The 24554-nt window shown below is 62.0% G+C and carries 23 protein-coding genes and 1 tRNA gene; 12 read left to right on the top strand and 12 right to left on the bottom strand.

Features of this window, described 5'->3' with window-relative positions; all coding sequences use genetic code 11:
* Positions 1–51 precede the first annotated feature (51 nt).
* Together ACE04I_RS07675 and ACE04I_RS07670 are read right to left on the bottom strand one after the other, a co-directional pair.
* The gene (locus ACE04I_RS07675; RefSeq protein ID WP_487206896.1) at positions 52–996 is read right to left on the bottom strand and encodes a Bug family tripartite tricarboxylate transporter substrate binding protein; all 945 of its coding nucleotides are present in this window, start codon (positions 994–996) and stop codon (positions 52–54) included.
* Positions 997–1231: 235 nt separating this feature from the next.
* Positions 1232–2299: an ABC transporter substrate-binding protein gene (locus ACE04I_RS07670; protein WP_487206966.1), complete on the bottom strand. Its 1068-nt coding sequence runs from the start codon at positions 2297–2299 to the stop codon at positions 1232–1234.
* A gap of 192 nt (positions 2300–2491) precedes the next feature.
* On the opposite strand from ACE04I_RS07670, the gene ACE04I_RS07665 reads away from it, so the two are divergent.
* From ACE04I_RS07665 to ACE04I_RS07655, 3 genes are all read left to right on the top strand, one after another.
* Positions 2492–2998, top strand: coding sequence for a DUF1993 domain-containing protein (locus tag ACE04I_RS07665; RefSeq protein ID WP_487206895.1), 507 nt, complete (start codon positions 2492–2494; stop codon positions 2996–2998).
* 65 nt (positions 2999–3063) lie between these two features.
* Positions 3064–3741 (top strand): response regulator transcription factor, encoded by a 678-nt coding sequence (locus tag ACE04I_RS07660; protein WP_071007890.1) that lies wholly within the window; start codon positions 3064–3066, stop codon positions 3739–3741.
* On the top strand, positions 3738–5117 hold the full coding sequence (locus ACE04I_RS07655; RefSeq protein ID WP_487206894.1) for a sensor histidine kinase: 1380 nt from the start codon (positions 3738–3740) through the stop codon (positions 5115–5117). The genes ACE04I_RS07660 and ACE04I_RS07655 overlap by 4 nt, the downstream gene beginning before the upstream one ends.
* Here the strand turns inward: ACE04I_RS07655 and nagA are convergent, their stop codons facing one another.
* Genes nagA through ACE04I_RS07635 form a run of 4 tightly spaced genes read right to left on the bottom strand, consistent with a single transcriptional unit; the run spans position 5118 to position 8961 of the window.
* Complete coding sequence (nagA, locus tag ACE04I_RS07650) at positions 5118–6278, bottom strand: N-acetylglucosamine-6-phosphate deacetylase (protein ID WP_487206893.1); 1161 nt, start codon at positions 6276–6278, stop codon at positions 5118–5120.
* On the bottom strand, positions 6275–7297 hold the full coding sequence (locus ACE04I_RS07645; protein ID WP_046793837.1) for an SIS domain-containing protein: 1023 nt from the start codon (positions 7295–7297) through the stop codon (positions 6275–6277). Before ACE04I_RS07645 ends, nagA begins: the two co-directional genes overlap by 4 nt.
* Positions 7298–7309: 12 nt before the next feature.
* Positions 7310–8074, bottom strand: coding sequence for a GntR family transcriptional regulator (locus ACE04I_RS07640; RefSeq protein ID WP_487206892.1), 765 nt, complete (start codon positions 8072–8074; stop codon positions 7310–7312).
* Positions 8071–8961 (bottom strand): glucosamine kinase nucleotide-binding domain-containing protein, encoded by an 891-nt coding sequence (locus tag ACE04I_RS07635; protein ID WP_487206891.1) that lies wholly within the window; start codon positions 8959–8961, stop codon positions 8071–8073. The genes ACE04I_RS07640 and ACE04I_RS07635 overlap by 4 nt, the downstream gene beginning before the upstream one ends.
* Before the next feature lie 208 nt (positions 8962–9169).
* On the opposite strand from ACE04I_RS07635, the gene ACE04I_RS07630 reads away from it, so the two are divergent.
* The 6 genes from ACE04I_RS07630 (at position 9170) to ACE04I_RS07605 (ending at position 15412) form a co-directional block, all read left to right on the top strand.
* A complete protein-coding gene (locus tag ACE04I_RS07630) occupies positions 9170–10084 on the top strand; it encodes an N-acetylmuramic acid 6-phosphate etherase (RefSeq protein ID WP_487206890.1) in 915 nt (304 codons plus the stop codon).
* Between the two features lie 23 nt (positions 10085–10107).
* Complete coding sequence (locus ACE04I_RS07625; RefSeq protein WP_487206889.1) at positions 10108–11364, top strand: ABC transporter substrate-binding protein; 1257 nt, start codon at positions 10108–10110, stop codon at positions 11362–11364.
* 162 nt (positions 11365–11526) lie between these two features.
* Entirely contained in the window at positions 11527–12477 is a 951-nt protein-coding gene (locus tag ACE04I_RS07620; RefSeq protein ID WP_487206888.1) for a carbohydrate ABC transporter permease, read from the top strand.
* An 8-nt stretch (positions 12478–12485) separates the two neighbouring features.
* Positions 12486–13325 (top strand): carbohydrate ABC transporter permease, encoded by an 840-nt coding sequence (locus tag ACE04I_RS07615; protein WP_046793842.1) that lies wholly within the window; start codon positions 12486–12488, stop codon positions 13323–13325.
* Positions 13322–14386: a Gfo/Idh/MocA family oxidoreductase gene (locus ACE04I_RS07610; RefSeq protein ID WP_487206887.1), complete on the top strand. Its 1065-nt coding sequence runs from the start codon at positions 13322–13324 to the stop codon at positions 14384–14386. The genes ACE04I_RS07615 and ACE04I_RS07610 overlap by 4 nt, the downstream gene beginning before the upstream one ends.
* A gap of 12 nt (positions 14387–14398) precedes the next feature.
* Positions 14399–15412 (top strand): ABC transporter ATP-binding protein, encoded by a 1014-nt coding sequence (locus ACE04I_RS07605; RefSeq protein WP_487206886.1) that lies wholly within the window; start codon positions 14399–14401, stop codon positions 15410–15412.
* A 161-nt stretch (positions 15413–15573) separates the two neighbouring features.
* On the opposite strand, the gene ACE04I_RS07600 is transcribed toward ACE04I_RS07605, so the two are convergent.
* Together ACE04I_RS07600 and ACE04I_RS07595 are read right to left on the bottom strand one after the other, a co-directional pair.
* Positions 15574–15649: transfer RNA gene (locus ACE04I_RS07600), tRNA-Ala, on the bottom strand.
* 156 nt (positions 15650–15805) lie between these two features.
* Positions 15806–16195, bottom strand: a complete 390-nt coding sequence (locus ACE04I_RS07595) for a TIGR02300 family protein (RefSeq protein ID WP_046793845.1) — start codon at positions 16193–16195, stop codon at positions 15806–15808.
* A 204-nt stretch (positions 16196–16399) separates the two neighbouring features.
* On the opposite strand from ACE04I_RS07595, the gene ACE04I_RS07590 reads away from it, so the two are divergent.
* The 3 genes from ACE04I_RS07590 (at position 16400) to rpsA (ending at position 19561) form a co-directional block, all read left to right on the top strand.
* The gene (locus ACE04I_RS07590) at positions 16400–17041 is read left to right on the top strand and encodes an FMN-binding negative transcriptional regulator (RefSeq protein ID WP_487206885.1); all 642 of its coding nucleotides are present in this window, start codon (positions 16400–16402) and stop codon (positions 17039–17041) included.
* A gap of 32 nt (positions 17042–17073) precedes the next feature.
* Positions 17074–17703 carry a (d)CMP kinase gene (cmk, locus tag ACE04I_RS07585; RefSeq protein ID WP_487206884.1) on the top strand — a complete coding sequence of 210 codons (630 nt, stop codon included), beginning with the start codon at positions 17074–17076 and terminating at the stop codon, positions 17701–17703.
* 151 nt (positions 17704–17854) lie between these two features.
* Positions 17855–19561, top strand: a complete 1707-nt coding sequence (rpsA, locus tag ACE04I_RS07580; RefSeq protein ID WP_046793848.1) for a 30S ribosomal protein S1 — start codon at positions 17855–17857, stop codon at positions 19559–19561.
* A gap of 118 nt (positions 19562–19679) precedes the next feature.
* Here rpsA and ACE04I_RS07575 read toward each other — a convergent pair whose 3' ends face one another.
* The 4 genes from ACE04I_RS07575 to ACE04I_RS07560 form a co-directional block, all read right to left on the bottom strand.
* Positions 19680–21350, bottom strand: a complete 1671-nt coding sequence (locus ACE04I_RS07575; RefSeq protein WP_487206883.1) for a hypothetical protein — start codon at positions 21348–21350, stop codon at positions 19680–19682.
* A 204-nt stretch (positions 21351–21554) separates the two neighbouring features.
* Entirely contained in the window at positions 21555–22565 is a 1011-nt protein-coding gene (locus ACE04I_RS07570) for a hypothetical protein (protein WP_487206882.1), read from the bottom strand.
* Positions 22566–22618: 53 nt separating this feature from the next.
* Complete coding sequence (locus ACE04I_RS07565; RefSeq protein WP_487206881.1) at positions 22619–23515, bottom strand: DUF817 domain-containing protein; 897 nt, start codon at positions 23513–23515, stop codon at positions 22619–22621.
* Positions 23515–24138, bottom strand: a complete 624-nt coding sequence (locus ACE04I_RS07560) for a ribonuclease D (RefSeq protein ID WP_046793852.1) — start codon at positions 24136–24138, stop codon at positions 23515–23517. Before ACE04I_RS07560 ends, ACE04I_RS07565 begins: the two co-directional genes overlap by 1 nt.
* Positions 24139–24554 lie beyond the last annotated feature (416 nt).

The raw sequence follows: 24554 nt of genomic DNA, 5'->3' as shown, positions 1-24554 counted from the left end.
CGGCCCTGTGGGGGCGGCGCTGTTCCTTGACGGAATTCTGGCGGTCGAGACTCATTTGACCAGTCCGATGTCCTTGAGCACGGTTTCCGTGGCGGCAATGTCCTTGGCGAGCTGTTCTTCGAACGCCGGGCCTGCGAGATAGGTGTCCGCCCAGCCCTTGGTCTTCAGGGTTTCCTGCCAGGTGTTCGACTTCGCGAGCTTGTCGACATCGGCGAGGACGGCAGCCTTCTGCTCGTCGGAAAGGCCCGGAGCGGCTGCGACCATGCGCCAGTTCTGCAGCACGACGTCATAGCCCGATTCCTTGAGCGTCGGGGCGTCGATGCCTTCCACGCGTTCCTCGCTGGAAAGGGCGAGCAAGCGCAGCGTGCCGGCCTTTACCTGGGATTCGAACTCGCCATAGCTCGAGATGCCGGTGGTTACCTGGCTGCCGAGAATAGCCGCAAGTGCTTCCCCGCCGCCGGAATAGGCGATGTAGTTGATCTTGGTCGGATCGACGCCGGCAGCCTTCGCGAGCAGGCCTACTGCGATATGATCCGTGCCGCCGGCAGAGCCGCCGCCCCAGGAAACCGAACCCGGATCCGCCTTCAGCTTGTCGACGAGCTGGCCGATGTTCTCGATATCCGAGGAGGCCGGAACGACGATCGCCTCGTATTCGCCGGTGAGGCGGGCAATCGGCGTGACCTCCTTCAGCGTCACGGGCGCGTTGTTGGTGAGGATTGCGCCCACCATGACATAACCGCCGACGATGAGGGCGTTCGGATTGCCCTTCTGCTGACTGGCAAATTGGGCAAGGCCGATAGTGCCGCCGGCGCCAGGTACGTTGATCACCTGCACATTGCCGGAGATGCCTTCCTCCTGGAGAGCGGTCTGCAGTGAGCGGGCCGTCTGATCCCAGCCGCCGCCGGGGGCGGCTGGCGCCATGATCGTATAGTCGGCGGCATAGGCCGGAAGGGCGAGCGCGCCGGCAAGAAGGGAAGCAAGAAATACGTGTTTCAAGGGTCGATCCTCCGGTAGGCGTCCAAAATCTGACGCAATGTCTGTTTTTTATGATGGGAAAGAGTTCGGGGCGGGTGCTTGCCGCTTGTTTTCTTCCTCCCAGCACAAATCGAGCGCCCGCCTCCATGGGGCGCCGATCGCTCTAAGCCAGCACATCAAGCTGACATCTACCTGACATTTTTCGCGGCGGGCGATTTTGGCAAGGGCTGGCGGCCGGAATGCGCCAAATTTCCGGCTATTGCAGCCGCAGAACCTCGTTCCAGCGGTCGATGAGCCGCGCCCGCTTCACCTGGTCGAGATAGACCATCAGCCCGAGACTGACCGGCACGGGCTTCAACTGGCCGCCCAGCATTTCCCGAAGCGTTGTGGCGGTATTGTTGCCGGCCACCTCAGGGCTGACGGCCGGGATCTGTAATTCGCGCGCCATGATCGTCTGGCCGCCCTTCGACATGAAGAATTCGAGATAGCGCTTGCCGAGCTCCGGGGAGGCCGCTGCATGCGGCACCAGCCCTATCCGGGACATCACCACCGTATAATCCTTCGGCAATACGATCCCGACATCCGGATGCCGAGAGGCCCAGTCGGCCGCATAGGAGCCGAGGATATTGTAGCCGAGCACGAATCGGCCATCGGCAACGCGTTCCACGATCGCCTGGCTAGTGGAATAGAGCTTGACGCCGGCAGCTCCCATGGCCTGGATCACCGACCAGATATCGCCGAACTGCTCTTGGTCGCGCGCCATGAATAGAAACCCGACGCCCGAGCGCTCGATATCATAGGTGCCGATCCGGCCGTAAACGGCGTCGCCCTTCTTCCGCAGATAGTCAACGAACTCGGCGCGGGTCGCGGGCGGCGGCTCATCCCGGAAACTGGGCTTGTGATAGACGAAGACCGCGGGCTCGAAGGTCAGCGCGTATGCCGTGTTGCGCCAGTTCGCCCAGCTTGGCCATTGTTCGCTCATCGGCAGATCGCTTGGCTGCGCGTAGCCGTCGTTGGCAAGCTTCACCTGCAGGTCCATGGCGGAGGAGAAGGCGAAGTCGGCGGTCTTCTGGCCGGCATCGGTCTCCTTGACGATGCGATCGTAGACCTCGCCCGTCAGCATGTCCTCGTAACGCACGGCAATATCCGGATTGACGGCCTGGAATCCGGCAATCATCGGCTTGGCGAGAGGCTCGTCGAGCGAGGAATAAACCACCAGGACCGGCGCATCCGTCTTTCCCGAAGGAGCCGGATAGAAGGTCGTATCCGCCACTGCCGAAGCGGGCAGCGCGGTAAGACAGAGCAGGAACTGGAAAATGCGCATCATCGGGCAACAATGCCCGAGGCAGGTTTCGGAGACAAGCAACGGCAGCTGGTTCGTGCCTGCAACACGGGTGAAGATAAGGGACGGGCAGGGGAGGCGGAGGCTTGTGTAATGCCCGGCCGTCACTACCTCTTTGCCGTCCAGGCGCGCCCGGTGCTTCCGCTCGCGCATTCCACATAAAAGGTCATGTCCATGTCGCTCTCACTCTATGATGTCAGCATTCCGGTCTTCATCCGCGCCTTCGGTAACCTCTCGGAAATCCTCAAGAAAGGTGAAGCCTTCGCCGATGAGAAGGGGCTCACCCACCAGGAGCTCCTGGAAGCCCGGTTGATCGGGGACATGTATCCGCTGACCGGTCAGATCCAGCGAGCCAGCGATACCGCCAAATTCGCCGCCGTTCGCGTGGCGGGAATCGAGAACGTGCCGATGGCCGACGAGGAGGCAAGCTTCGCCGAACTGCATGCCCGCATCGAAAAGACGGTGGCGCTGCTGAAATCCATTCCGCAGAATGCCATGGACGATAAGGAGGGAATGGAGGTCGTGCTCAAGACCCATAGTGGTCCCGTCGAGTTCACGGGCAAAAGCTACATCCTCAATTTCGCGATCCCGAACTTCTTCTTCCACGTGACGACGGCCTACGCCATCCTGCGCCACAAGGGCGTGCCGGTCGGCAAGATGGATTATCTCGGCCGCCGGTAATAACCATCCTCCGTGACATCTCCCCGTCCCGGCGTCTATAATCGGCGTCGAAGCGGGGAGATTTCGTGCGCATTCTTCTGGTCGAGGACAATCAGGCGCTGGCCGAGGGCCTGACGACGATCCTGCGCGGCAGCGGCTATGTGGTCGATGCCGTGGCTGATGGCGCATCGGCCGAGGCGGTCGCGGCGGCGGAAGCCTATGATCTGGTCATCCTCGATCTCAATCTTCCCGAAATGGACGGGCTCGATGTCTTGCGTTCCATGCGGGCGCGGCAGAACAAGGCGGCGGTGATGATCCTGACCGCCCGAGGCACGCCGGAAGAGCGGGTGAAGGGCCTCGATCTCGGCGCCGACGATTACATGATCAAGCCCTTCGACATTTCCGAATTCGAGGCGCGCATCCGTGTCCTGTTGCGGCGTCAGGCCTGGCTCCGAAGCTCGGTCGTGCAATATGGCGGCGTGACGCTCGATCTTCCCTCGCGCACCTTCTCCAGCCATGGAGTGCCGCTCGATATCCCCGCGCGTGAGGTGGCGCTGCTGGAACTCCTCTTCATGCGCGCCGGCAAGGTGGTCTCGAAGGATGCGATCGTCGCTTCGCTGACCGGTTTTGGCGACGATCTGTCGGCCAATGCCATCGAGCAATATGTCAGTCGGCTGCGCCGGCGGCTGGCGCCGCACGGGTTGACGGTCAAGACGGCACGCGGCATCGGCTATTATCTCGAAGCGGCAGCTCCAGGCTCATGACCCGGACCGCCGCCTATTCGCTGCGCCGCCGGCTGCTTGCCTGGCTCCTGCTTTCGACCGCCGTGATTGGCTCCATCGCAATGGTCGATACCTGGGGCGAGGCGGTGGACACGGCGAATGAAGTCTCCGATCGTGTGCTGGCTGGTTCGGCGCTGGCGATCGCCGAGCGGGTGATCGTGGCGGAGGATGGCTCGCTCGAGGTCGATATCCCCTATGTGGCGCTTGAAATGCTGACATCGGCCGCCCAGGATCGCGTCTTCTATCGGGTGGATGGACCGCCGGGGAACTTCATCACCGGTTACCAGAACCTGCCCTCGATCCCCCGGCGCGAGGGACAGGCGCCCGCTTTCCGGAACGCGACCTTTCGCGGCGAGCCCATCCGCGTCGCGGCGCTCGCCCGCTCGGCTTCCACCGGCGTGAATTCCGTACCCTTCATCGTCACGGTTGCCGAAACGACCATTGCCCGTGAGCAATTGACGCAGGAGATCCTGATCCGGTCAGCACTGCGCCTTCTGCTCATGATCGCGGGCGCTGCAGCCATCGTCTGGGTGGCGGTCACGCTGTCCCTGCGTCCTCTCTATCGGTTCAGCGAGGCGATCGCCGAACGCAGCCCCGACGATCTGCATCCGATCAACGAACGCGTGCCGAACGAGGTGCAGGGGCTGGTCGATACCGTGAATTCCTTCATGGTGCGTCTCGAGAGCGCGCTGAAGGCGCTGCGCCACTTCACCGGCAATGCCAGTCACCAGCTTCGCACGCCGCTTGCTATCATCCGCACCCAGTTGGCGCTGGCGGCCCGCGCAACCGGCCTTGATGAGGCGAAGGAAGCGGCCCGCAAGGCCGACGAGGCGGTGGCGGATGCCGAGCGCATCGTCGCCCAACTGCTGCTGATGGCCAAGATCGATGCGGCCACGCGGTCTGCGTCGCTCGTTTCCACGGATATTGCCGCGCTGACGCGCAGTATCACGGCGGATCATGTACCGCTTGCGGCGGAAGCCGGCATCGATCTCGGCTTCGAGGGTGAGGCGGAAGCGGTGGTAGCTGCGGAGCCCCTGCTTATCGGAGAGCTTCTGAAGAACCTGCTGGCCAATGCGCTGCTCTACGCCGGCCATGGTGCGGAGGTGACGGTCAGGGTGGCGAGAAGCGGGCAGGCTGTAGTGCTGGAGGTGGAGGATGATGGTCCGGGCATTCCGCAGGAAAGCCGGGACGCGGCGCTGAAACGCTTCGATCGCGGCGGCCGGCAGGACAGAACGGGAAGCGGGCTCGGCCTGCCGATCGTCGATGAGATCGCCAGCCTTCACGGCGCCGAGATGAGCCTCCTCGACGGCGCCAAGGGCCGTGGGCTGAAGGTCGAGATCCGCTTTCCCGCTGCCTGATTACTGGTGATGCACGCAGTCGCCGCCGATCCAGGTGCTCTTCATGTCGAGGCTATCGCTCAGCAGTACGAAATCCGCGTCGTATCCGGGTTTCAGCGCGCCCTTGCGATCGCTGAGCCCCATGGCCTCGGCCGGATAGGCGGAAGCCATGCGGACCGCCTCTTCGAGCGGCAGGCCAAGCGCCTCATGCACGAAGCGGACGGAGGAAAGCATGTCGATGTCCGCGCCGGCGAGCGTCCCATCGGCAAGCGTCAGCCGTCCGTCCTGGCGCAGGATTTCGCGCCCGTTCAGCATGAAGCTCTTCAGATCGGTGCCGATGGTCGACATGGCATCGGTGACGATGAAGATCTTGCCCGGCCCATTCTTGGCACGCAGCGCGGCCGCCATGGAAGCCGGGTGCACATGAATGCCGTCGGCGATCAGCCCGGCATGGAGCGAGCCGATATCGAGTGCTGCGCCGACCAGGCCGGGTTGGCGGTGGCCGAGCGGACTCATGGCGTTGAAGAGATGGGTGACGGTCCGGGCTCCGGCCTCGGCATAGCGTCTTGCGGTATCGTAATCCGTCTCCGTATGGCCGAGGCTGACGACGAAACCTGCCGCCGCAAGCCGCGCCACCTGTTCGGTGGTAACGTTTTCCGGTGCGATGGTGGTCATCAGCGCAGGCATCTTGCCCTGGCAGGAAAGGATGAGGTCGAGATCGGCTTCTTCCATCGGCCGGATCAGTTTTGGATCGTGCGCGCCCTTGCGGGCGAGCGAAAGATGCGGGCCCTCGAGATGCAGGCCAAGGAAACCCGGAACGCCTTCTTCGGTCGCCCGCTTGCCGGCGGCAACGACGGCCGCCGTGGTCTCGCGCGTATCGGTGATCAGAGTCGGCAGAAGAGCCGTGGTGCCGAATTTCGCATGCGCCGCGCAGATCTTGCGTAGACCATCGGCGGTAGGCTCGTCGTTCAGCATCACGCCGCCGCCGCCATTGACCTGCAGATCGATGAAGCCGGGCACGATGAGCCCACCTGCGGCGTCGATCTTCCCGGCGTCTGAAGGAACGGCTGCCGGAGCAAGGATTGCTTCGATTTTGCCGTCAAAAATCAGTAGCGCGGCGTCGTCGTGCCAGGAGACGCCATCGAAGATGCGGGCGCCGGTGATGGCTTTTCTGGTGGTCATCGGGTTTCGGTCACCTTCTTGAGCGCTGCCGGTGCATCGGGATTGAAGCCGCGGGCACGCGACCAGGCCTCGACGAAGCCGTAGAAGGGCAGGATCAGCGCCAGCGCATCGGTGATCGGGTGGCCGGTCGCAACGAAGGGCAGGGTTTGGGCCTGTTTTACGTTGGAGGAGGTGACGAAGACCGAAGCGCCCTTGGCCGCCAGACCGTCGGCGATCTCGACGGCCGAGGCTTCGGCCGCGTCGCGCGCGGCAAAACCTATGACCGGAAACTGCTTGCCGACCAGTGCCACCGGCCCATGCAGCACCTCGGCCGCCGAATAGGCCTCCGCATGCATGTTGGAGGTTTCCTTGAATTTCAGCGCCGCTTCGCTGGCGATCGCGAGAGCCGGGCCGCGGCCGAGCATGTAAAGCGATTCCGCCTCGCCGAGCACCTCGGCAAGCTCAGTCCATTCGAGCGCGACGGCCCTTGCGAAATGGTCCGGAAGATTGCGGATCGCTGCCTTCAGCGCCTCGTCCTCGGTCCATTCCGAAAGCACGGCAAGGCCGGCGACGATCGAGTTGACGAAGGATTTCGTGGCTGCGACGGCAAGCTCTGGACCGGCCTGGATGTCGAGTGCATGGCGGGAGGCCGAGGCAAGCGGCGAAGGGATCGTGTTGGTGAGCGCGATGGTGACCGCGCCGGAATCGGTGGCGGCCTGTGCCATGGAGACGATGTCCGGGCTCTTGCCGGATTGCGAGATCGCGATCGCCGCGCCACCCTGCAGCTTCAACTTGGCGCCATAGATCGATGCGAGCGACGGCCCCAGTGAAGCCACCGGCCGACCGGCGGTGAGTTCCGCGGCATATTTGATGAAGGTTGCGGCGTGGTCGGAAGAACCGCGGGCGATGGTGATTAGGAATGCCGGATCTTTCTCCCGCAGCGCCCGGCCGGCTGCCGCGAAATCCGCAGCGCCCTTTTCCAGAAGCCGTGCCGTCGCTTCCGGCACCTCGTTGATCTCTTGGCGCATATGGGTCTGCATCGTCTGGTCCTGTCAGTTTCCGCCGATCGTAAGCTCGGCCACGAAGTCATAGGCATCGCCGCGATAGAGTGAGCGGGTGAATTCCACCACGCGCCCCGAAGCGAGATAGGAAATGCGCTCGATCGAGAGCCCCGCAGCACCCACCGGCACTGCCAGAAGTCCGGCATCCGGGTTCTTCACATTGCAGGCCGAAATTCGCTGGATCGCGCGCATCGGCCGCGAACGGGTCTTTTCGAGCTCCGCATAGAGCGAGGTATCGACCGTGCGCGGATCGGGCAGGAACTCCGCGGAAAGGCTGGCGCGCTCGATGGCGAGCGGCATGTCGTTGGCGATGCGAAGCCGCCCGAGCCGGGCGACCATGGTGCCGGGCGCAAGGCCGAGCATCATCATCTCCTCGGGTGAAGGGTGGAAGAGCCCCCGTTCCAGCCATTCGGCGCGAGTCTCCAATCCACGTCTCGCCATATCCTCGGTGAACGAGGTGAGCTGCGAAAGCGGCTGCTGCACTTTCGAGACCGGCTTGACGACGAAGGTGCCCGAACCCTGCCGCCTGGCCAGCAATCCGTCCTTCACGAGGTCGTCCACCGCCTTGCGCACGGTCACGCGGCTGACATTTGCATAATCGGCTAGGTCGCGTTCGGCCGGCAAGGCATCTCCATGGGCGAGCCGGCCGGATTGGATGGCATCTTCCAGCGTCTGGCGAAGCTTGAGGTAGAGCGGCCCGCTTCCTAACGATTGCAGGGCATCGAGCGGCAGGATCGCGGAAAGCGCCTGGTTCATGATGCAGCCCTCGCATCGGCCTGGAAGGTGCTTGCCGCGAGCGCCACCGCGCCGGTCAGCGCATCCGCAAGCGGCTCGGAAAAGCGGATGCGATGCCGGTCCGCGAGATATGCGGGATAGATCCCGGCAAGTCCGCCGAGCAGGCAGAGCCTTCCGGTCCCGCCGGTGATGGCGGCCACCGCATCTAGCGCCTCGTCCACATGGGCCGCCGCATCCCGCATCAGCCGCAGCGCGCTTCTGTCTCCCTTTGCGGCGAAGTCTATGACCTTGGGCGCATAGCGCCCGAAGAGGCCTGGATGCGCATTGCGCGCGAAATCGACCACCTTGGTCGGGTCGTTGTCGAATTCGCCGAGGATTTCTTTGCAAAGCTCGGTCATGGGCCGGATATGGTCGTAGGCAAGCAGGCTTTCCTGCAGGGCGGCATGGCCGAGACGGGCGCCGCCGCCGAGATCGCCGGCCTGAAATCCCCAGCCGCCCAGATAATGCAGCGCGCCCTGGTGCCGGACGATGAAGATCGTGCCGGTGCCGACGATAGCGATCGCCCCATCCTCGTTCCCGATGGCACCCTGCAAGGCAATGAGCCCGTCCGACACGATTTCCGACCGCGCGAAGGGCAGCCGGGCGCGTACGTAGTTGACTGCATCCCCGACATTGTTGCCGGCAAGCCCGAGCAGGGCGGAGGCAGATATATGAAGATCCTCATCGAGCCCGGCATCGCGAAAGGCGAGCCGCGAGCATTCGGTTATATGCTTGAGGGCGGTATCCGGATCGGTGAGAATGTTGGAAGCGCCGCTCTTGCCGCGCCCCAGGATGCGGCCGTCGACATCGGCCACCGCCGCGCGGCAGCTCGTTCCTCCGCCATCGATTCCAATCAGATAGGACGCCATGGATACCTCCGAGAGGAATAATACCAAAAAACTACCATTAACCAAGGGTCAATTGCCTGCTTGAAAATGAATGGTTTTTAATTGATTGTTTTTGCTGAATAATTTCGTATTCTAGGCAGTTGGTGTTTGTCGTCGTGCATAAAAGTTAATTTTCCTTCTGGACAATTGGTATTTTTTTGGCATCATTTTGTCATCAGGGGAGAAGCGGATGAGCAGAATTGCCACCGAAGCCAGGCATGGGAAAGCGGAAGGGCTGGATAGGCTCGATCCGAAGGAGATCCTGACGCTTCTGGCAATGGGCCAGCAGGAGGCGGCGAGCGCCGTCGATGGTGCCGTCGAGGCAATCGCGAAGGCCGCTGATCTCGTTTCCTTGACTTTGCGCGCCGGCGGCAAGCTCGTCTATGCGGGTGCCGGAAGCTCCGGCCTGATGGCCATGGCCGATGCGCTCGAACTTCCCGGAACCTATGGAATCCCCCGTGAGCAGATCGTGCTTCTCCTGGCCGGTGGCATCTCGAGCCTCACGGATATGGAGGGCGCGCCGGAAGACGATGTCGCGCTCGCTGAGAAGGATGCAGAGATAATTGCAGCGGGCGATTGCGTGATCTGTGTTTCGGCCAGCGGCTCGACGCCCTATGCGCTGGCGATTGCGCGTGTTGCCAAGGCAAGTGGCGCCCGTATCGTCGCCATGGCCAACAATGCCGGTGCGAAGCTGTTTGCCGATGCGGATGCTGCGATCCTGCTTGCCACTCCGCCGGAACTGGTGGCGGGTTCCACCCGCATGGGCGCGGGAACCGCACAGAAGATCGCCTTCAACATGCTGTCGACGCTGACCGCCGTCCAGCTCGGTCACGTGCATGACGGCCATATGGTCAATCTGCGCGCCGACAATGAAAAGTTGCGCGTCCGCGCCGCCCGCATGGTCTCGGAAATCTCCGGAATCAGGGTCGACGAGGCTTTCCGCCAGATGCAGGTGGCCGGCGGCTCCGTGAAGATTGCAGTATTGCTTGCCGCCGGCGCGCCGGATGCCGACGCGGCGCGCGAGGCTTTGGCGCGTTCGGGCGGGGTTTTGCGTCCGGCCCTTGCCGAATTTGAAAATTCAACCGGGTTCCACAAACGCGCTTGAAGGCGCAAAAGAGGGAGAACATCATGACCCGCATTTTGAAAGGCATGCTTTTTGCCACGACCGTGCTCGCTTCGGCGGGCATGGCTCATGCTCAGGACGTCACGCTGACGATCGAGAGCTGGCGTAACGACGATCTGCCGATCTGGCAGGAGAAGATCATTCCGGCCTTCGAGGCGAAGAACCCGGGGATCAAGATCGCCTTCTCCCCGACGGCGCCGACCGAATACAACGCCGCGCTCAATGCCAAGCTCGATGCGGGCTCCGCCGGTGACCTCATCACCTGCCGCCCGTTCGATGCATCGCTCGAGCTTTTCAACAAGGGTCAGCTCGCCAGCCTGAACGACCTGCCGGGCATGGAGAATTTCTCCGACGTGGCCAAGTCCGCATGGACGACGGATGACGGCGCCACCACCTTCTGCGTTCCGATGGCCTCTGTCATTCACGGCTTCATCTATAACGCCGACGCCTTCACCGAACTCGGCCTCACTCCGCCGACCACGGAAGCCGAGTTCTTCGCGCTCCTCGACAAGATCAAGGCCGACGGCAACTATATCCCGATGGCCATGGGCACCAAGGATCTCTGGGAAGCTGCGACCATGGGCTATCAGAACATCGGCCCCACCTACTGGAAGGGCGAGGAAGGCCGCAAGGCTCTCATCAAGGGCGAGCAGAAGCTGACGGACGAGCCCTGGGTCGAGCCCTATAAGGTGCTTGCCAAGTGGAAAGACTATCTCGGCGATGGTTTCGAGGCGCAGACCTATCCCGACAGCCAGAACCTCTTCACCCTTGGCCGCGCCGCCATCTATCCGGCCGGTTCCTGGGAAATCGGCCCCTTCAACACGCAGGCGCAGTTCAAGATGGGCGCCTTCCCGCCGCCGGTGAAGAACGCAGGCGATACCTGCTACATCTCCGACCATAACGACATCGGCATCGGTCTCAACGCCAAGAGCGGCAATGCGGAAGCGGCCAAGAAATTCCTTTCCTTCGTTGCCTCGGCGGAGTTTGCTGATCTCTACGCCAATGCGCTGCCCGGCTTCTTCAGCCTGAATTCGACGGCGGTGAAGATGCAGGATCCGCTGGCGCAGGAATTCGTCTCCTGGCGCGAGAAGTGCCAGCCAACGATCCGCTCCACCTATCAGGTCCTCTCGCGCGGCACGCCGAACCTGGAAAACGAGACCTGGGTGGAATCGGCCAATGTCATCAACGGCACCGATACGCCGGAGCAGGCGGCCGAGAAGCTGCAAAAGGGCCTCGATAGCTGGTACAAGCCGGCGAAGTGAGCTTGTTACCCTCCCCGTGAGGGGAGGGTCGGCACATAGTGACGGGGTGGGGTGATTTCGCCTCGACTTAGGAAGAGTTTGTCACCCCCTCCGGCGGCTACGCTGCGACCTCCCCCCACAAGGGGGAGGTGGTTGCTTGCCTCAACCTTGGATCAGAACATAATGACCGATGCCGAAATGACAGAGATCGAGACTGGCCCGGCCAAGCGTCCGGTGCGCTGGCATATCGCCGTCTTTCTGGCGCCTGCCGTCCTCGTCTACACGGCAATCATGATCCTGCCGCTGATCGAGACGCTGAGGCTTTCCTTCTTCAACCTTGTCGAAGGGCAGGTGCGGTTCGTAGGACTTGCGAATTTCAAGGTTCTGTTCGGCGATCCGCGCTGGGCGGCGGAGTTCTGGAACGCGCTCAAGAACAATATCATCTTCTTCGTGATCCACATGCTGGTGCAGAACCCGATCGGCATTGCGCTTGCCGCCATGCTTTCGGTGCCCAACCTGCGCTTCGCCGCCTTCTATCGCAGCGCCATCTTCGTGCCGACGCTGCTTTCCTTCGTCATCGTCGGCTTCATCTGGAAGCTCATCCTCTCGCCCATCTGGGGCATCACGCCCTGGATGCTGGATCTCGTCGGCCTCAAATGGGCCTTCGCGCCGTGGCTCGGCAAGCCGAATACGGCGCTTATCGCCGTCTCGCTGATCTCCGTCTGGCAATATGTCGGCATTCCGATGATGTTGATCTATGCGGCACTCCTCAACATTCCGGACGAGGTTCTGGAGGCCGCCGAATGCGACGGTATCACCGGTTGGAGCCAGTTCTGGAAGATCAAGCTGCCGCTCATCCTGCCGGCGATCGGCATCATCTCGATCCTCACCTTCGTCGGCAACTTCAACGCCTTCGACCTGATCTATACGGTTCAGGGGGCGCTCGCGGGGCCTGACAAGTCCACCGATATTCTGGGGACGCTGCTTTACCGCACCTTCTTCGGCTTCCAGCTTCAGCTCGGCGACCGTTCCATGGGCGCGACGATCGCTACCGTGATGTTCCTGATCATCCTGGCTGGTGTTTCGCTCTATCTTTTCGTCATCCAGCGGCGCATGCGCCGCTATCAGTTCTGAGGTCGGAAATGTCGAAAGCACGCTTTTCCCCGACCCGCTCCGCCTTCGTTCACCTGGCGCTGATCGCCTATACGCTGGTTGCGCTCTTCCCCGTCTTCCTGACGATCGTGAACTCGTTCAAGAACCGCAACGCGATCTTCCGCGAGCCGATGTCGCTACCCACCCCGTCGAACTTCAGCCTGATCGGCTATGAAACGGTGCTGAGCCAGGGGAATTTCCTCGGCTACTTCCAGAACAGCTTCATCGTCACCGTGGCTTCGATCGCGCTGGTGCTGCTGTTCGGCGCCATGGCGGCTTTCGCGCTTTCCGAATACCGCTTCCGTGGCAACACGCTGATGGGCCTCTATCTCGCGCTCGGCATCATGATCCCGATCCGCCTCGGCACCGTCGCGATCCTCCAGGGCATGGTGGCAAGCGGTCTCGTCAACACGCTGACAGGGCTGATCCTGGTCTATACGGCGCAAGGATTGCCGCTTGCGGTGTTCATCCTGTCGGAATTCATGCGCACGGTCTCCGACGACCTGAAGAATGCCGGTCGCATCGACGGACTTTCCGAATATGCCATTTTCTTCCGCCTCGTCCTGCCGCTGGTACGTCCGGCCATGGCGACGGTCGCGGTCTTCACCATGATCCCGATCTGGAACGATCTCTGGTTCCCGCTGATCCTGGCGCCTGGAGAAAGCACCAAGACGGTCACGCTCGGCGCCCAGATGTTCATCGGCCAGTTCGTCATCAACTGGAATGCGGTGCTGTCGGCGCTCTCGCTTGCCATCCTGCCGGTCCTCGTCCTCTATGTCATCTTCTCGCGGCAATTGATCCGCGGCATCACCTCCGGAGCCGTGAAGTGACGTCATCCGAAAAACCGATCCGCGTCCTCGTGGCAGGTCTCGGCAATATGGGGCGAAGCCATGCGCTCGCCTATCATCGCAATCCGGGCTTCGAGATCGTCGGTCTGGTGAACCGTTCGGCAGTCGCCCTGCCGGAGGAGCTGCGGGGCTATAAGATCCATCCCCGCTTCGAGGATGCGCTGGCCGAGCTGAAACCGGACCTCTGCTCCATCAATACCTATTCCGATACCCATGCGGATTATGCGGTGATGGCTTTCGAGGCGGGTTGCCACGTCTTCGTGGAAAAGCCGCTTGCCACCACGGTTGCCGATGCTAAGCGCGTCGTCGCGGCAGCGGAAAAGCATGGCCGCAAGCTGGTGATCGGCTATATCCTGCGCCATCACCCCTCCTGGATGCGCCTGATCGCAGAGGCCCGCAAGCTTGGGCCGCCTTATGTTTTCCGCATGAATCTCAATCAGCAGTCCAGCGGCCCGACATGGGAAACGCACAAGGCGCTGATGCGGACGACCAGCCCGATCGTCGATTGCGGCGTTCATTACGTGGATGTCATGTGCCAGATCACCGATGCAAGGCCCGTGCAGGTACGCGGCATGGGGCTGAGGCTCTCGGACGATATCGCGCCGGACATGTATAATTACGGCCATCTGCAGGTGATGTTCGAAGACGGCTCGGTCGGCTGGTATGAGGCGGGCTGGGGCCCGATGATCTCGGAAACGGCCTTCTTCGTGAAGGATGTCATGTCGCCCAAGGGCTCCGTCTCCATCGTCATGGACCCGAACGTCAGGTCGGACGACATCGATGCTCATACCAAGACCTCGGTGATCCGCGTCCATGATGCCGAGACGGGTCCGGATGGCCGCTTCCTGCGGCCCGACGAGCATCTCGCCATGGAAGGCGAACCGGGCCATCAGGACCTCTGCGATCTCGAGCAGGCCTATATGTTGAAGGCCATCCGTGAAGACATCGACCTTACCCGGCACATGAATGATGCCGTGCAGTCGCTCCGCATCTGCCTTGCGGCGGATGAGAGCGTTCGCACAGGCGCGCCGATCTTTCTTTAAAGGAAAACGCTTTTGGGTTCGCTGCAGCTTAATTCCATCCGCAAGGCCTTCGGCAGCCACGAGGTGCTGAAGGGGATCGACCTCGAAGTCGAGGATGGCGAATTCGTGATCTTCGTCGGCCCCTCCGGCTGCGGCAAGTCCACGCTCCTGCGCGTCATTGCGGGCCTTGAGGATGCGAGTTCCGGCAGCGTGCGGATCGACGGCCGGGAGGTCTCCGCCACTCCGCCGGCGAAGCGTGGCATCGCCATGGTGTTCCAGTCCTACGCGCTTTATCCGCACCTTTCGGTGAAGGACAATATGGGCCTCGGTTTGAAGCAGGCCGGCACGGAGAAGGCCGAGATCGACGCACGCGTCGCCAAGGCGTCCTCCATGCTCTCGCTCGATCCCTATCTGGCTCGCCGGCCGGCGGAACTCTCCGGCGGTCAGCGTCAGCGCGTCGCCATCGGCCGCGCCATCGTGCGCGAGCCGAAGCTCTTCCTGTTCGACGAGCCGCTCTCGAACCTGGATGCGGCGCTGCGCGTCCAGACACGGCTGGAGATCGCCGGGCTGCACCGGAGACTGAAGGCGACGATGATCTACGTCACCCATGATCAGGTGGAGGCGATGACGCTTGCCGACAAGATCGTCGTGCTGAACGCCGGAGCGATCGAACAGGTCGGCTCGCCCATGGATCTCTACAACAGGCCGGCCAATCTCTTCGTCGCCGGCTTCATCGGCTCGCCGCAGATGAATTTCATTCCCGCCGAGCGGCTCGGCCAGTCGGGTGCCCAAGGGGGAACAAAGACGATCGGCATCCGGCCGGAGCATATTTCGCTTTCACGCGAAAGCGGCGAGTGGAAGGGCAAGGTGATTCACGTGGAGCACCTCGGCGCAGATACCATCGTCTATTTGGAAACCGAAACGACCGGCCTTCTGACCGTCCGCCTCTTCGGCGAACACGCTCACGCACCGGACGACGTGGTTTTCGCCACCCCGGACAACGCGAGCATCCACCGCTTCGACGCGGATGGGAAGGCGATCGTCTGATCCCGCGCTGCGGGCATGCCGGCGTGCTACATCCAAGCCATCTTGCTTGACCGCTTGCCGCGTGAACGCGGCAAGCTCTCTTGCGTTTTCATGCGCAGGAAGCGGAATCTGACCTGTCTCAAATAGACAGGCGCAACATATCACTATTTCATGGAAAGATTTGGTGGAGCTAAGCGGGATCGAACCGCTGACCTCTTGCATGCCATGCAAGCGCTCTCCCAGCTGAGCTATAGCCCCATCAGGGTGGTCCGGTGTTCTTCCGGTCCTGGGAAACTCGTCGGGGCCGGTGTGCCCTTCGGAGTGGCGGCTTATTACTTCCGGTTTTCGCAGAGTGCAAGCCGAATTTTTTTAGCCCGGCGATTTTTGTTGAGATCGCCGGGCCGAATGTCTCGATCAGACTTCGTCGTCGTCGCCGGTCACGCCGATGATGCCGGACATATCGTCGTCGTCTTCGTCCTCGTCGGCTTCGAGGAAGGTATCGTCGTCGTCATCGCCGAGATCGACGTCTTCGTCGTCGCCCATATCCGGAATATCGTCGCCGCCGGAAGCCTCGTCGCCTTCTTCCAGCGAGACGAGTTCCACTTCCGGATTTTCGGTATCGACTTCCTGAACGTCCTCTTCCTCGGCCTGTTCCATCTTCACGGCGGCGCTGTTCTCTTCGAAAAAGGAAAGCGGCCAGGACTTGCCGGTATAGGGGGAGACCACCGGATCACGGTTCAGGTCGTAGAACTTCTTGCCGGTATCCGGGTCGGTACGTTTGGTTCCGAGTTCCGCTTTTGCCACAGTCAGAGCCTCATCAGGATGGCCGAATGGATCGGCACGCCGCTTGAGCGGCAATTGTAGGGTGAAAAATCTAAGCCGGTCCCCATAAGGCTTGCGCCGTTTGATGTCAAAGACAAACTTTCATGGGTTCCATAACGGCGGCGTGGATGATCTCCGGAGCGCTTTGTGATAGGTACCGCCCGTCATGAGCGAAGGACGAGACGAATGTATCAGCCACCGCATTTCAAGGAAGAAAATCTCGACACACAGCACGCGCTGATCCGTGCTCATCCTCTCGGGCTTCTGGTCACTGCCGGCAGCTCTGGCCTGATCGCCAATCCCGTGCCGTTCCATTTGGATTCCGCAGCCTCCGCGAAGGGCGTACTGAAACTGCATCTCGCCCGCGCCAATGCGCAATGGAAGGACATTCGCGACGGCGGACCGGTTCTCGCCGTTTTCCAGGGTGCCGATTCCTACGTCACGCCTTCCTGGTACCAGACGAAGCGTGAAACCGGGAAAGTGGTGCCGACCTGGAACTACGCGATCGTGCAGGCGCGTGGGCTCGCGCGGGTGGTCGAGGATGCCGATTGGCTGCTCGACCAGATCAATGCCATCACGGCGGAGCATGAGGGCTCGCGTGCGGCACCTTGGGCTGTCGGCGATGCTCCGGAGGATTTCATCCGCGCCCAGTTGAAGGGCATCGTCGGCATCGAAATCGAGATCTCCGAAATTGAAGGCAAGTGGAAGGTCAGCCAGAACAGGCCTGCGGCGGATCGCCAGGGCGTGGCGGAGGGGCTTGCACAAGCGCCCGGCCAAGGCGATATGGCGGAGCTCGTGCGGCTCTATGGTGCCGCGCGCGAAGCATAGGCCCCCAGGGCCACTAGGAGAATGTCGGAAAGATGATTATCGCCATCGATGGGCCTGCCGCGGCCGGCAAGGGCACGCTGTCGCGGAGGATCGCCGAGGCCTACGGCTTCCATCACCTGGATACCGGGCTCACCTATCGGGCGACCGCCAAGGCCCTGCTCGATGCCGGATTGCCGCTGGACGACGAGCCTGTGGCCGCGGCAATGGCCGGAAATGTCGAGCTTTCGAGCCTTGATCGCGATCTGTTGTCCAGCCACGAAGTCGGCGAGGCCGCATCCAGGATCGCCGTCATGCCCTCGGTCCGCCGGGCACTGGTCGAAGCGCAGCGAAGCTTTTCGGAGAAAAAGCCGGGCACGGTGCTCGACGGCCGCGATATCGGCACCGTCGTTTGCCCCGAAGCGCCGGTTAAGCTCTACGTGACGGCTTCGCCGGAGGTGAGGGCAAGGCGCCGTTATGACGAGATCATCGCCAGGGGTGGCGTGGCCGATTACGAGGCGATCTTCTCTGACGTGAAGAAGCGCGACGAACGCGACATGGGCCGAACCGACAGCCCGCTGAAGCCGGCAGGCGACGCGCACTTGCTTGATACGTCGGAAATGAGTATAGAGGCGGCGTTTCAGGCCGCGAAAGCGATCATCGACGCTGTCTTGAAGACGAAATGAAGACCTGCCGGCTTGCTGGCACGTCGAAAACCCGCAGTTCAGTCCTCGCGCCGGATTGCCTCTGAAAGAAGAGGCGGACTTGGACTTCGGGCGTGTTTAACACGAACCACCGGCGCATCTGTGTCCTAGACGGACACGATCAGGAGATTTCATGTCAGTATCTAACCCCACGCGGGAGGACTTCGCAGCCCTCCTCGAAGAGTCCTTTTCCAAGACCGATCTCGCCGAAGGCTATGTTGCCAAGGGCATCGTGACCGCGATTGAAAAGGACGTAGCCGTCGTTGACGTCGGCCTCAAGGTCGAAGGCCGCATCGCTCTCAAGGAGTTCGGCGCCAAGGGCAAGGACGGCACGCTGAAGGTCGGCGACGAGGTAGAGGTCTATGTCGAGCGCATCGAGAACGCGCTTGGCGAAGCCGTTCTGTCGCGTGAGAAGGCCCGCCGCGAAGAAAGCTGGATCAAGCTCGAAGCCAAGTTCGAGGCCGGCGAGCGCGTCGAAGGCGTCATCTTCAACCAGGTCAAGGGTGGTTTCACCGTCGATCTCGACGGCGCTGTCGCCTTCCTGCCGCGTTCGCAGGTGGACATCCGTCCGATCCGCGACGTCACTCCGCTCATGCACAACCCGCAGCCCTTCGAAATCCTCAAGATGGACAAGCGCCGCGGCAACATCGTCGTCTCGCGCCGTACGGTTCTCGAAGAGTCCCGCGCCGAGCAGCGTTCTGAAATCGTTCAGAACCTCGAGGAAGGCCAGGTTGTCGAGGGTGTCGTCAAGAACATCACCGATTACGGTGCGTTCGTCGATCTCGGCGGCATCGATGGCCTGCTGCACGTCACCGACATGGCATGGCGCCGCGTCAACCATCCGTCGGAAATCCTGAACATCGGCCAGCAGGTCAAGGTTCAGATCATCCGTATCAACCAGGAAACCCACCGCATCTCGCTCGGCATGAAGCAGCTCGAGTCCGATCCGTGGGACGGCATCTCGGCCAAGTATCCGGTCGGCAAGAAGATTTCCGGTACCGTCACGAACATCACCGACTACGGTGCGTTCGTCGAGCTGGAGCCGGGCATCGAAGGCCTGATCCACATCTCCGAAATGTCCTGGACCAAGAAGAACGTCCACCCCGGCAAGATCCTGTCCACGAGCCAGGAAGTCGATGTCGTCGTTCTCGAAGTCGATCCGACCAAGCGCCGCATTTCGCTCGGCCTCAAGCAGACGCTGGAAAATCCGTGGCAGGCATTCGCCTACTCGCATCCGGCCGGCACTGAAGTCGAAGGCGAAGTCAAGAACAAGACCGAATTCGGCCTGTTCATTGGCCTCGAAGGCGATGTCGACGGCATGGTTCACCTCTCCGACCTCGACTGGAACCGTCCGGGCGAACAGGTCATCGAGGAGTTCAACAAGGGCGACGTCGTCAAGGCTGTCGTTCTCGATGTGGACGTCGAGAAGGAGCGCATCTCGCTCGGCATCAAGCAGCTCGGCCGTGACGCGGTCGGTGAAGCTGCCGCTTCCGGCGAACTGCGCAAGAACGCGGTCGTTTCCTGCGAAGTCATCGGCGTCAACGACGGTGGCGTGGAAGTGAAGCTCGTCAACCACGAAGACATCACCTCCTTCATCCGCCGCAACGACCTGGCACGCGATCGCGACGACCAGCGTCCGGAGCGTTTCTCGGTTGGCCAGGTTTTCGACGCACGCGTCGTCAACTGGTCCAAGAAGGACCGCAAGGTCATGCTGTCGATCAAGGCTCTCGAGATCGCGGAAGAGAAGGAAGCCGTCGCTCAGTTCGGTTCGTCCGACTCCGGCGCTTCGCTCGGCGACATTCTCGGTGCGGCTCTGAAGAACCGCAACAGCGCCGAGTAATCAGCGTTTGAAAAGAACAAAAACCGCCGGATGCAAGTCCGGCGGTTTTTTTGTTGTCTTGGTATCTCGTCCTCGGGTGATCCTCGGGCTAAATCGGAGGATCACCCGAGGACGAGGATCAGGACCAGCCGGCCATCCGCAAGTAATAATCTTGCGCCTGCACCGCCGCATCCGCTTCCTGGACGGATGGATCACCCTCTCCTTCGCCGGCTTCCTCCTGGCCGGTTTCCTCGTCATGGCGATTGAAGCCGCCCTGTCCCGAAGATTGCTGTTCGCCGTCTTCGTCGGTCCGGTCCACTTGCCGTGCCGTCGGCTCTTCGGCCTCCGGTTCTTCGGCTGCCGGCGGGTAGGCGACATAGGGGAGTGCCAATCCTTCGCGAATGGCTGCGGCCGCGAGTTGCTGCAGCATTGCTCCCTGCTGCGCGATGAGTTCCGCCATGGCCGGTAGTCCGGCCTTGGCGCCCTTGGCGCCCTCGGCAAGTCCGGCCGGCCTTCTCATTGGATCGGATGCGTTTTCACCGGTTGGTGGATTGCGGTTTGCGCGTCCTGCGGGCTCCTCATCGGCAAGGGGCGTGGCATGGGCTTGTGTTTCGGGAGTATCGATCGAGCTGGCCTGGGGCGGGAATGCACCGGCGCGAAGCGGCCTTGCCTCGCCCTCTCCGGAAAGCGCCTCCGTCAGCCATTCTGTCAGGGCTGTGAGCGCCAGCCGTTCGGGATCGTAGGGCACCCGTTGCGGATGGCGTGCCTGCTCCGGTTCGGCGGAACGCTGCGACATGCGGATGAGCGCGGGCGCGTCATAGAGCACCGCCGACGATGGAGGCGGCGGACGAGCGCCTGCAGATGCTTTTCCAGTGATACGCTCTTCGCCTGTGATTCCAGCGGCGCCATTGCCGCTTGCCCGGACGGGGGAATTGCCCTCGTTCGAATGGGGCGGAGCTTCGGCCGTTTCGGGCTTCGCGGCTCCGGTTCTTGCCGGCACTGTCTGGGCCGCGCCTGACGCCGATTTGGTCTGAAGGGATGTCTCCATCGCCCTTTGCTTGAGCGCTTCAACGTCTCCGCCGCCGGAAGCTCCGCCCAGAACCCTCTGGGATTGAAGGAGGAGCTTTTCCCCGCGGGCGGCCCCAATATCTACAGGAGAGGCCCTATCTACGGAGGAGGCTGCGCCCGCGCCGGGCGGTCGTGCTTCTCCCGCTGCATTCGCCGTAGGGCTGGGTGTTGTGCTGCCGGTAGCTGCCGAACCGGTCGCTGGAGGCGGGATCGGGGATGGCGGCCGGGCAGGGGAACCGAGCAGAAGCGTGGTTCCCGCATTCTGGCGATAGGAACTGGCGACAGCTCTTGCGGCGAGGTCACGCCCGAGGAATTGAGCCAATTCCATGCGAAGGCTGAGTTGCGCCGCCTCGGGACCTGCCGGATTCTTGAGTATTTCGGCAAGCAGGCGCAGTGAAATACCTTTGACGATCTGGTTCAGGCTGCGCTCCAGCGCCGCCCGGTCGGCTGGGCTCAAAGCCCGGATGGCTTCCGCCAGCCGTTGAGCGTAATCGGCGAGCGGTTCGCCTTCCTGCCGATCGATCTTCAGGAGCTTGCCGATTGTCTCGGCAAGGACGGATAGCCCCCGCGCCAGCGATAGCTGGCCGGCGAGCGCGAGAATGTCCAGCCGCCCGCCCGCAAGTGTCTCGGCCTCCACGGGAGCGGTATTGGCCGTGTTGGCCGGTGGCTGGGCAGCGGCCGGCGGCGTGGGGCTCGGGTGCTCGGCGCGCGGCCTGAACGTGGCACTGACCGGAGGCAGCATGGCTCGCTCCATGTTGTCGGGGAGACAGCTCGGCTAGTGGTGAAGTGTTTTCACAGCGGAGCGGCGCTGCGGCCGGGACGCCTCATGGCATCGCCAATGCCGAATACATCCTTTTAGTGTGCGAAAATGGTTAACATTCCGCAAACATCGCCTCGAAAATCTTGGGGCCGATTATGGAAAGGGTGCCGGCCAGGAGAAATCACCTCAGGCTGAGCGTCGTTCTTTCAGGAGCTCGTAAAGCCCGATATCATCGATCGAGATTGAAAGGACATCCAACGGTTGTTCATGGGACGTCTCGATGATGGCTTCTGCCATCCGCGCGGCAATCTCTTTCACCGGCGCTTCAGCGCTCACCGAAGCTGGGTTTGACGTGGCATCGCCATCGATCTGATCCGTGGCCTCATCCTCGGCGTTTTCCGGCAACCGGTCCGCGGCAGCGGCCAGAATAACGAGAGTCTCTGCACCGCCGGTGGATGGCGCGTCCGGGTCATCGGCATGGGGTGCAGCGTCGTTCCGTTCCTCGACCGCATCCTGCATTTCCTTGACGTCTTCGAGCTTTTCCGAGGCCTCGGCCGCCTTTATGTCGTCCTGACGCTTGGCCCGTGTCGCCTCGTCCTCGATCCGGGTAGGATCGTAACCCTGCGGTCCGAGCTTCAACTCCTCCAGCGTCTTCGGGTCGGCGACGTCTTCGAGCCGCTGGACGACGCGTTCGATCTCTGTGCCGAGCTTGCCGCCATTCGCCTTCTTCGTGAGGCCTTCCATCAGACGTGCGTTGTCGTCGCCATATGGATTCTTGATGGCTGCCAGCAGCGTGTCGATGGAGACGCCGATTTCCTTCAGCCCGAGTTCGTCTTCGAGCTTGCTCTTGGCCGCAGGGTCCATCGTCTTGAGCACGTCCTCGAGCGCCCGGCCGAGCTTATAAGAGGAGCGTGCCTCGTCCGTATCGATGCCGAGCTTTGTCGCGAGCCGCTCTATGAGTTGGATCTTGAGCGCATTGGCGTCGGTGCCGTTGCTGCCGAAGAGGGCTTCGGAGATTTTTTCGCGCGCCCGTTGGGCCTCGATGCTGGCGCCGATGCGAGCCTCCGCGAGCGGGTCCCTCTTCTCGCCTGTGCGCTCCTCTTCCTGGCGCTTGCGGTTTTCCTCCATGCCGTCGAGCATCGACTGCATCAGGTTGGTCGCTGCAAGTCCTTGGGTCTGCTGGGTGGGAAGCAACATGCCCGGGTCCCGATCTCGTGGAGATGATACGGGCAAAAGGTAGCCGCTTGTGGTTAACGAGAAACTTCAACCGGCAGTATTTTCCGGGCGAAATTCGGAGCGCGTGGCTTGAGGACCAGCGTTACCAGCACGAAGCTCACATAGAGAAGCAGATACCACGATCCGAGCTTGCCGAGCGACACCGCATGCCAGGTCTTCTGCGTCGGATAAAGCCAGGTGCCGGTAAGCGTTCCGATATTTTCGGCAACCCAGAGGAAAACCGAGGACAGAAAGGCCGCGACCACCAGCGGCATATGCAAGGTCGTCCGGTCGGTGGTGAAATGAATGCTGACATGTCGGAAGACGATCACGGTCGCGGCAAACAGCACATAGCGCGCATCCGGCAGGTAATGGTGGGTGAAGAAATTCACGTAGATCGCGGCCGCGAGCAGCAGGGTCTGCCACATCGGCGGATAGTGCGTGAACCGCATGTCGAAGATGCGGATCGTACGGGCCATGAAGGAGCCGATCGAGGCATACATGAAGCCGGAAAACAGCGGCACGCCCGCGATCTGAAAGATCGCCGGTTCCGGATAGGTCCACGAACCCATGTGAACCTTGAATATCTCCATGATCGTGCCGGTGACGTGATAGATCAGGATGACCCTGGCCTCCTCCCAGCTTTCCATCTTGAAGCGCAGGAGGAGGGCCTGAAACGCGAATGCGGCAAGGAATAGCGCATCATAGCGGTAGAGCGGCCAGTCGGGTTGCCAGACGAGCTTGGTGGCGATGATGAGCCCAAGCATGATCGCCGCGAACAGGCAGGCCCAGGCCTGTTTCAGTCCGAAGAGGATGAATTCGGATAGCCACCAGGGAAGCGGGGCGAGTGCCCGCCGGACGGCAAGGCGCACCGGCTCGAGATAGGGACCCGTCTCATGGACGGGCCGGCCTTTCGAACCGCGCTGCTCCATCAGCTATGGGCGAATATGTCGGTTTCCTCCCAGCCGAGCAGGTCCAGCTTGGCGCGCGTGGGCAGGAAGGCGAAGCAGGCCTGCGCAAGCTCGTTCCGGCCGTCGCGGATCAGCCGCTCGGTGAGCTTGTGGGCAAGGGCATGCAGGTGGAGCACGTCGGAGGCGGCATATTCGAGCTGCGCCGGGGAAAGCATCTCGGCTGCCCAATCCGATTGCTGCTGCGCCTTGGAGACGTCGATGTCCAGCATTTCCTTGAGGTTATCCTTCAGGCCGTGCCGGTCGGTATAGGTGCGGGTAAGCCTGGAGGCGATCTTGGTGCAGAAGACCGGTGTCGTCGTCACACCGAAGGTATGAAAGAGCACGGCGATGTCGAAACGCCCGTAGTGGAAGATCTTTTGGCGGGCGGGATCCGCCAGCATTGCAACGAGGTTCGGTGCCTCGCGCTGGCCGGCGGCGATGCGGATGATGTCCGCCGAGCCGTCTCCCGGCGAAAGCTGTACCACACAGAGGCGGTCGCGCCGCGGCACGAGGCCGAGCGTTTCGGTGTCGATGGCGATCGCGCCCGTGTAGCGCGCCGCATCCTCTGCCGAAATGTCTCCCTCATGATATCGTATCGCCTGCATGCCCGTCTCCGTCCGCACGTGTTCTTGCGTCCGCTATAAACCACGTTTCCGGGGAAGGATACTGGCTTGTGGCCTGGAGCCGCGCTGTGGCGGGTGTGGATCACGAGCAGGTGGTGTGAGCCTGGGCGGATGCTCAAGCATTGCGTCCAACGCATTGCTGCGTTGCAACAGTAGGGCTTGGCGTGCTTAATCGATTAGCCTATATGAAGGTCATCCAACGACGCACTCCTCCTCCCAGCGAAGTTGGATAGAGATCGGCAATATCCTCCTCCTCCCAATTGCCGATCAAGTTTAAAAAGCCTGGCGCCTCCTCCTCCCGCGCCAGGCTTTTTTGCTTTTTGGGTACAATTTCCCCGACGTCTCTTGAGTTAACCGCAGAAAGTCAATCGCTCTAGCAGAGTGTTGGGGGGGGGGGG

This window comes from Rhizobium moroccans (assembly GCF_057559155.1).
Note: the sequence above shows the minus strand (reverse complement) of the source record. Positions and strands in the feature narration are given on the sequence as shown.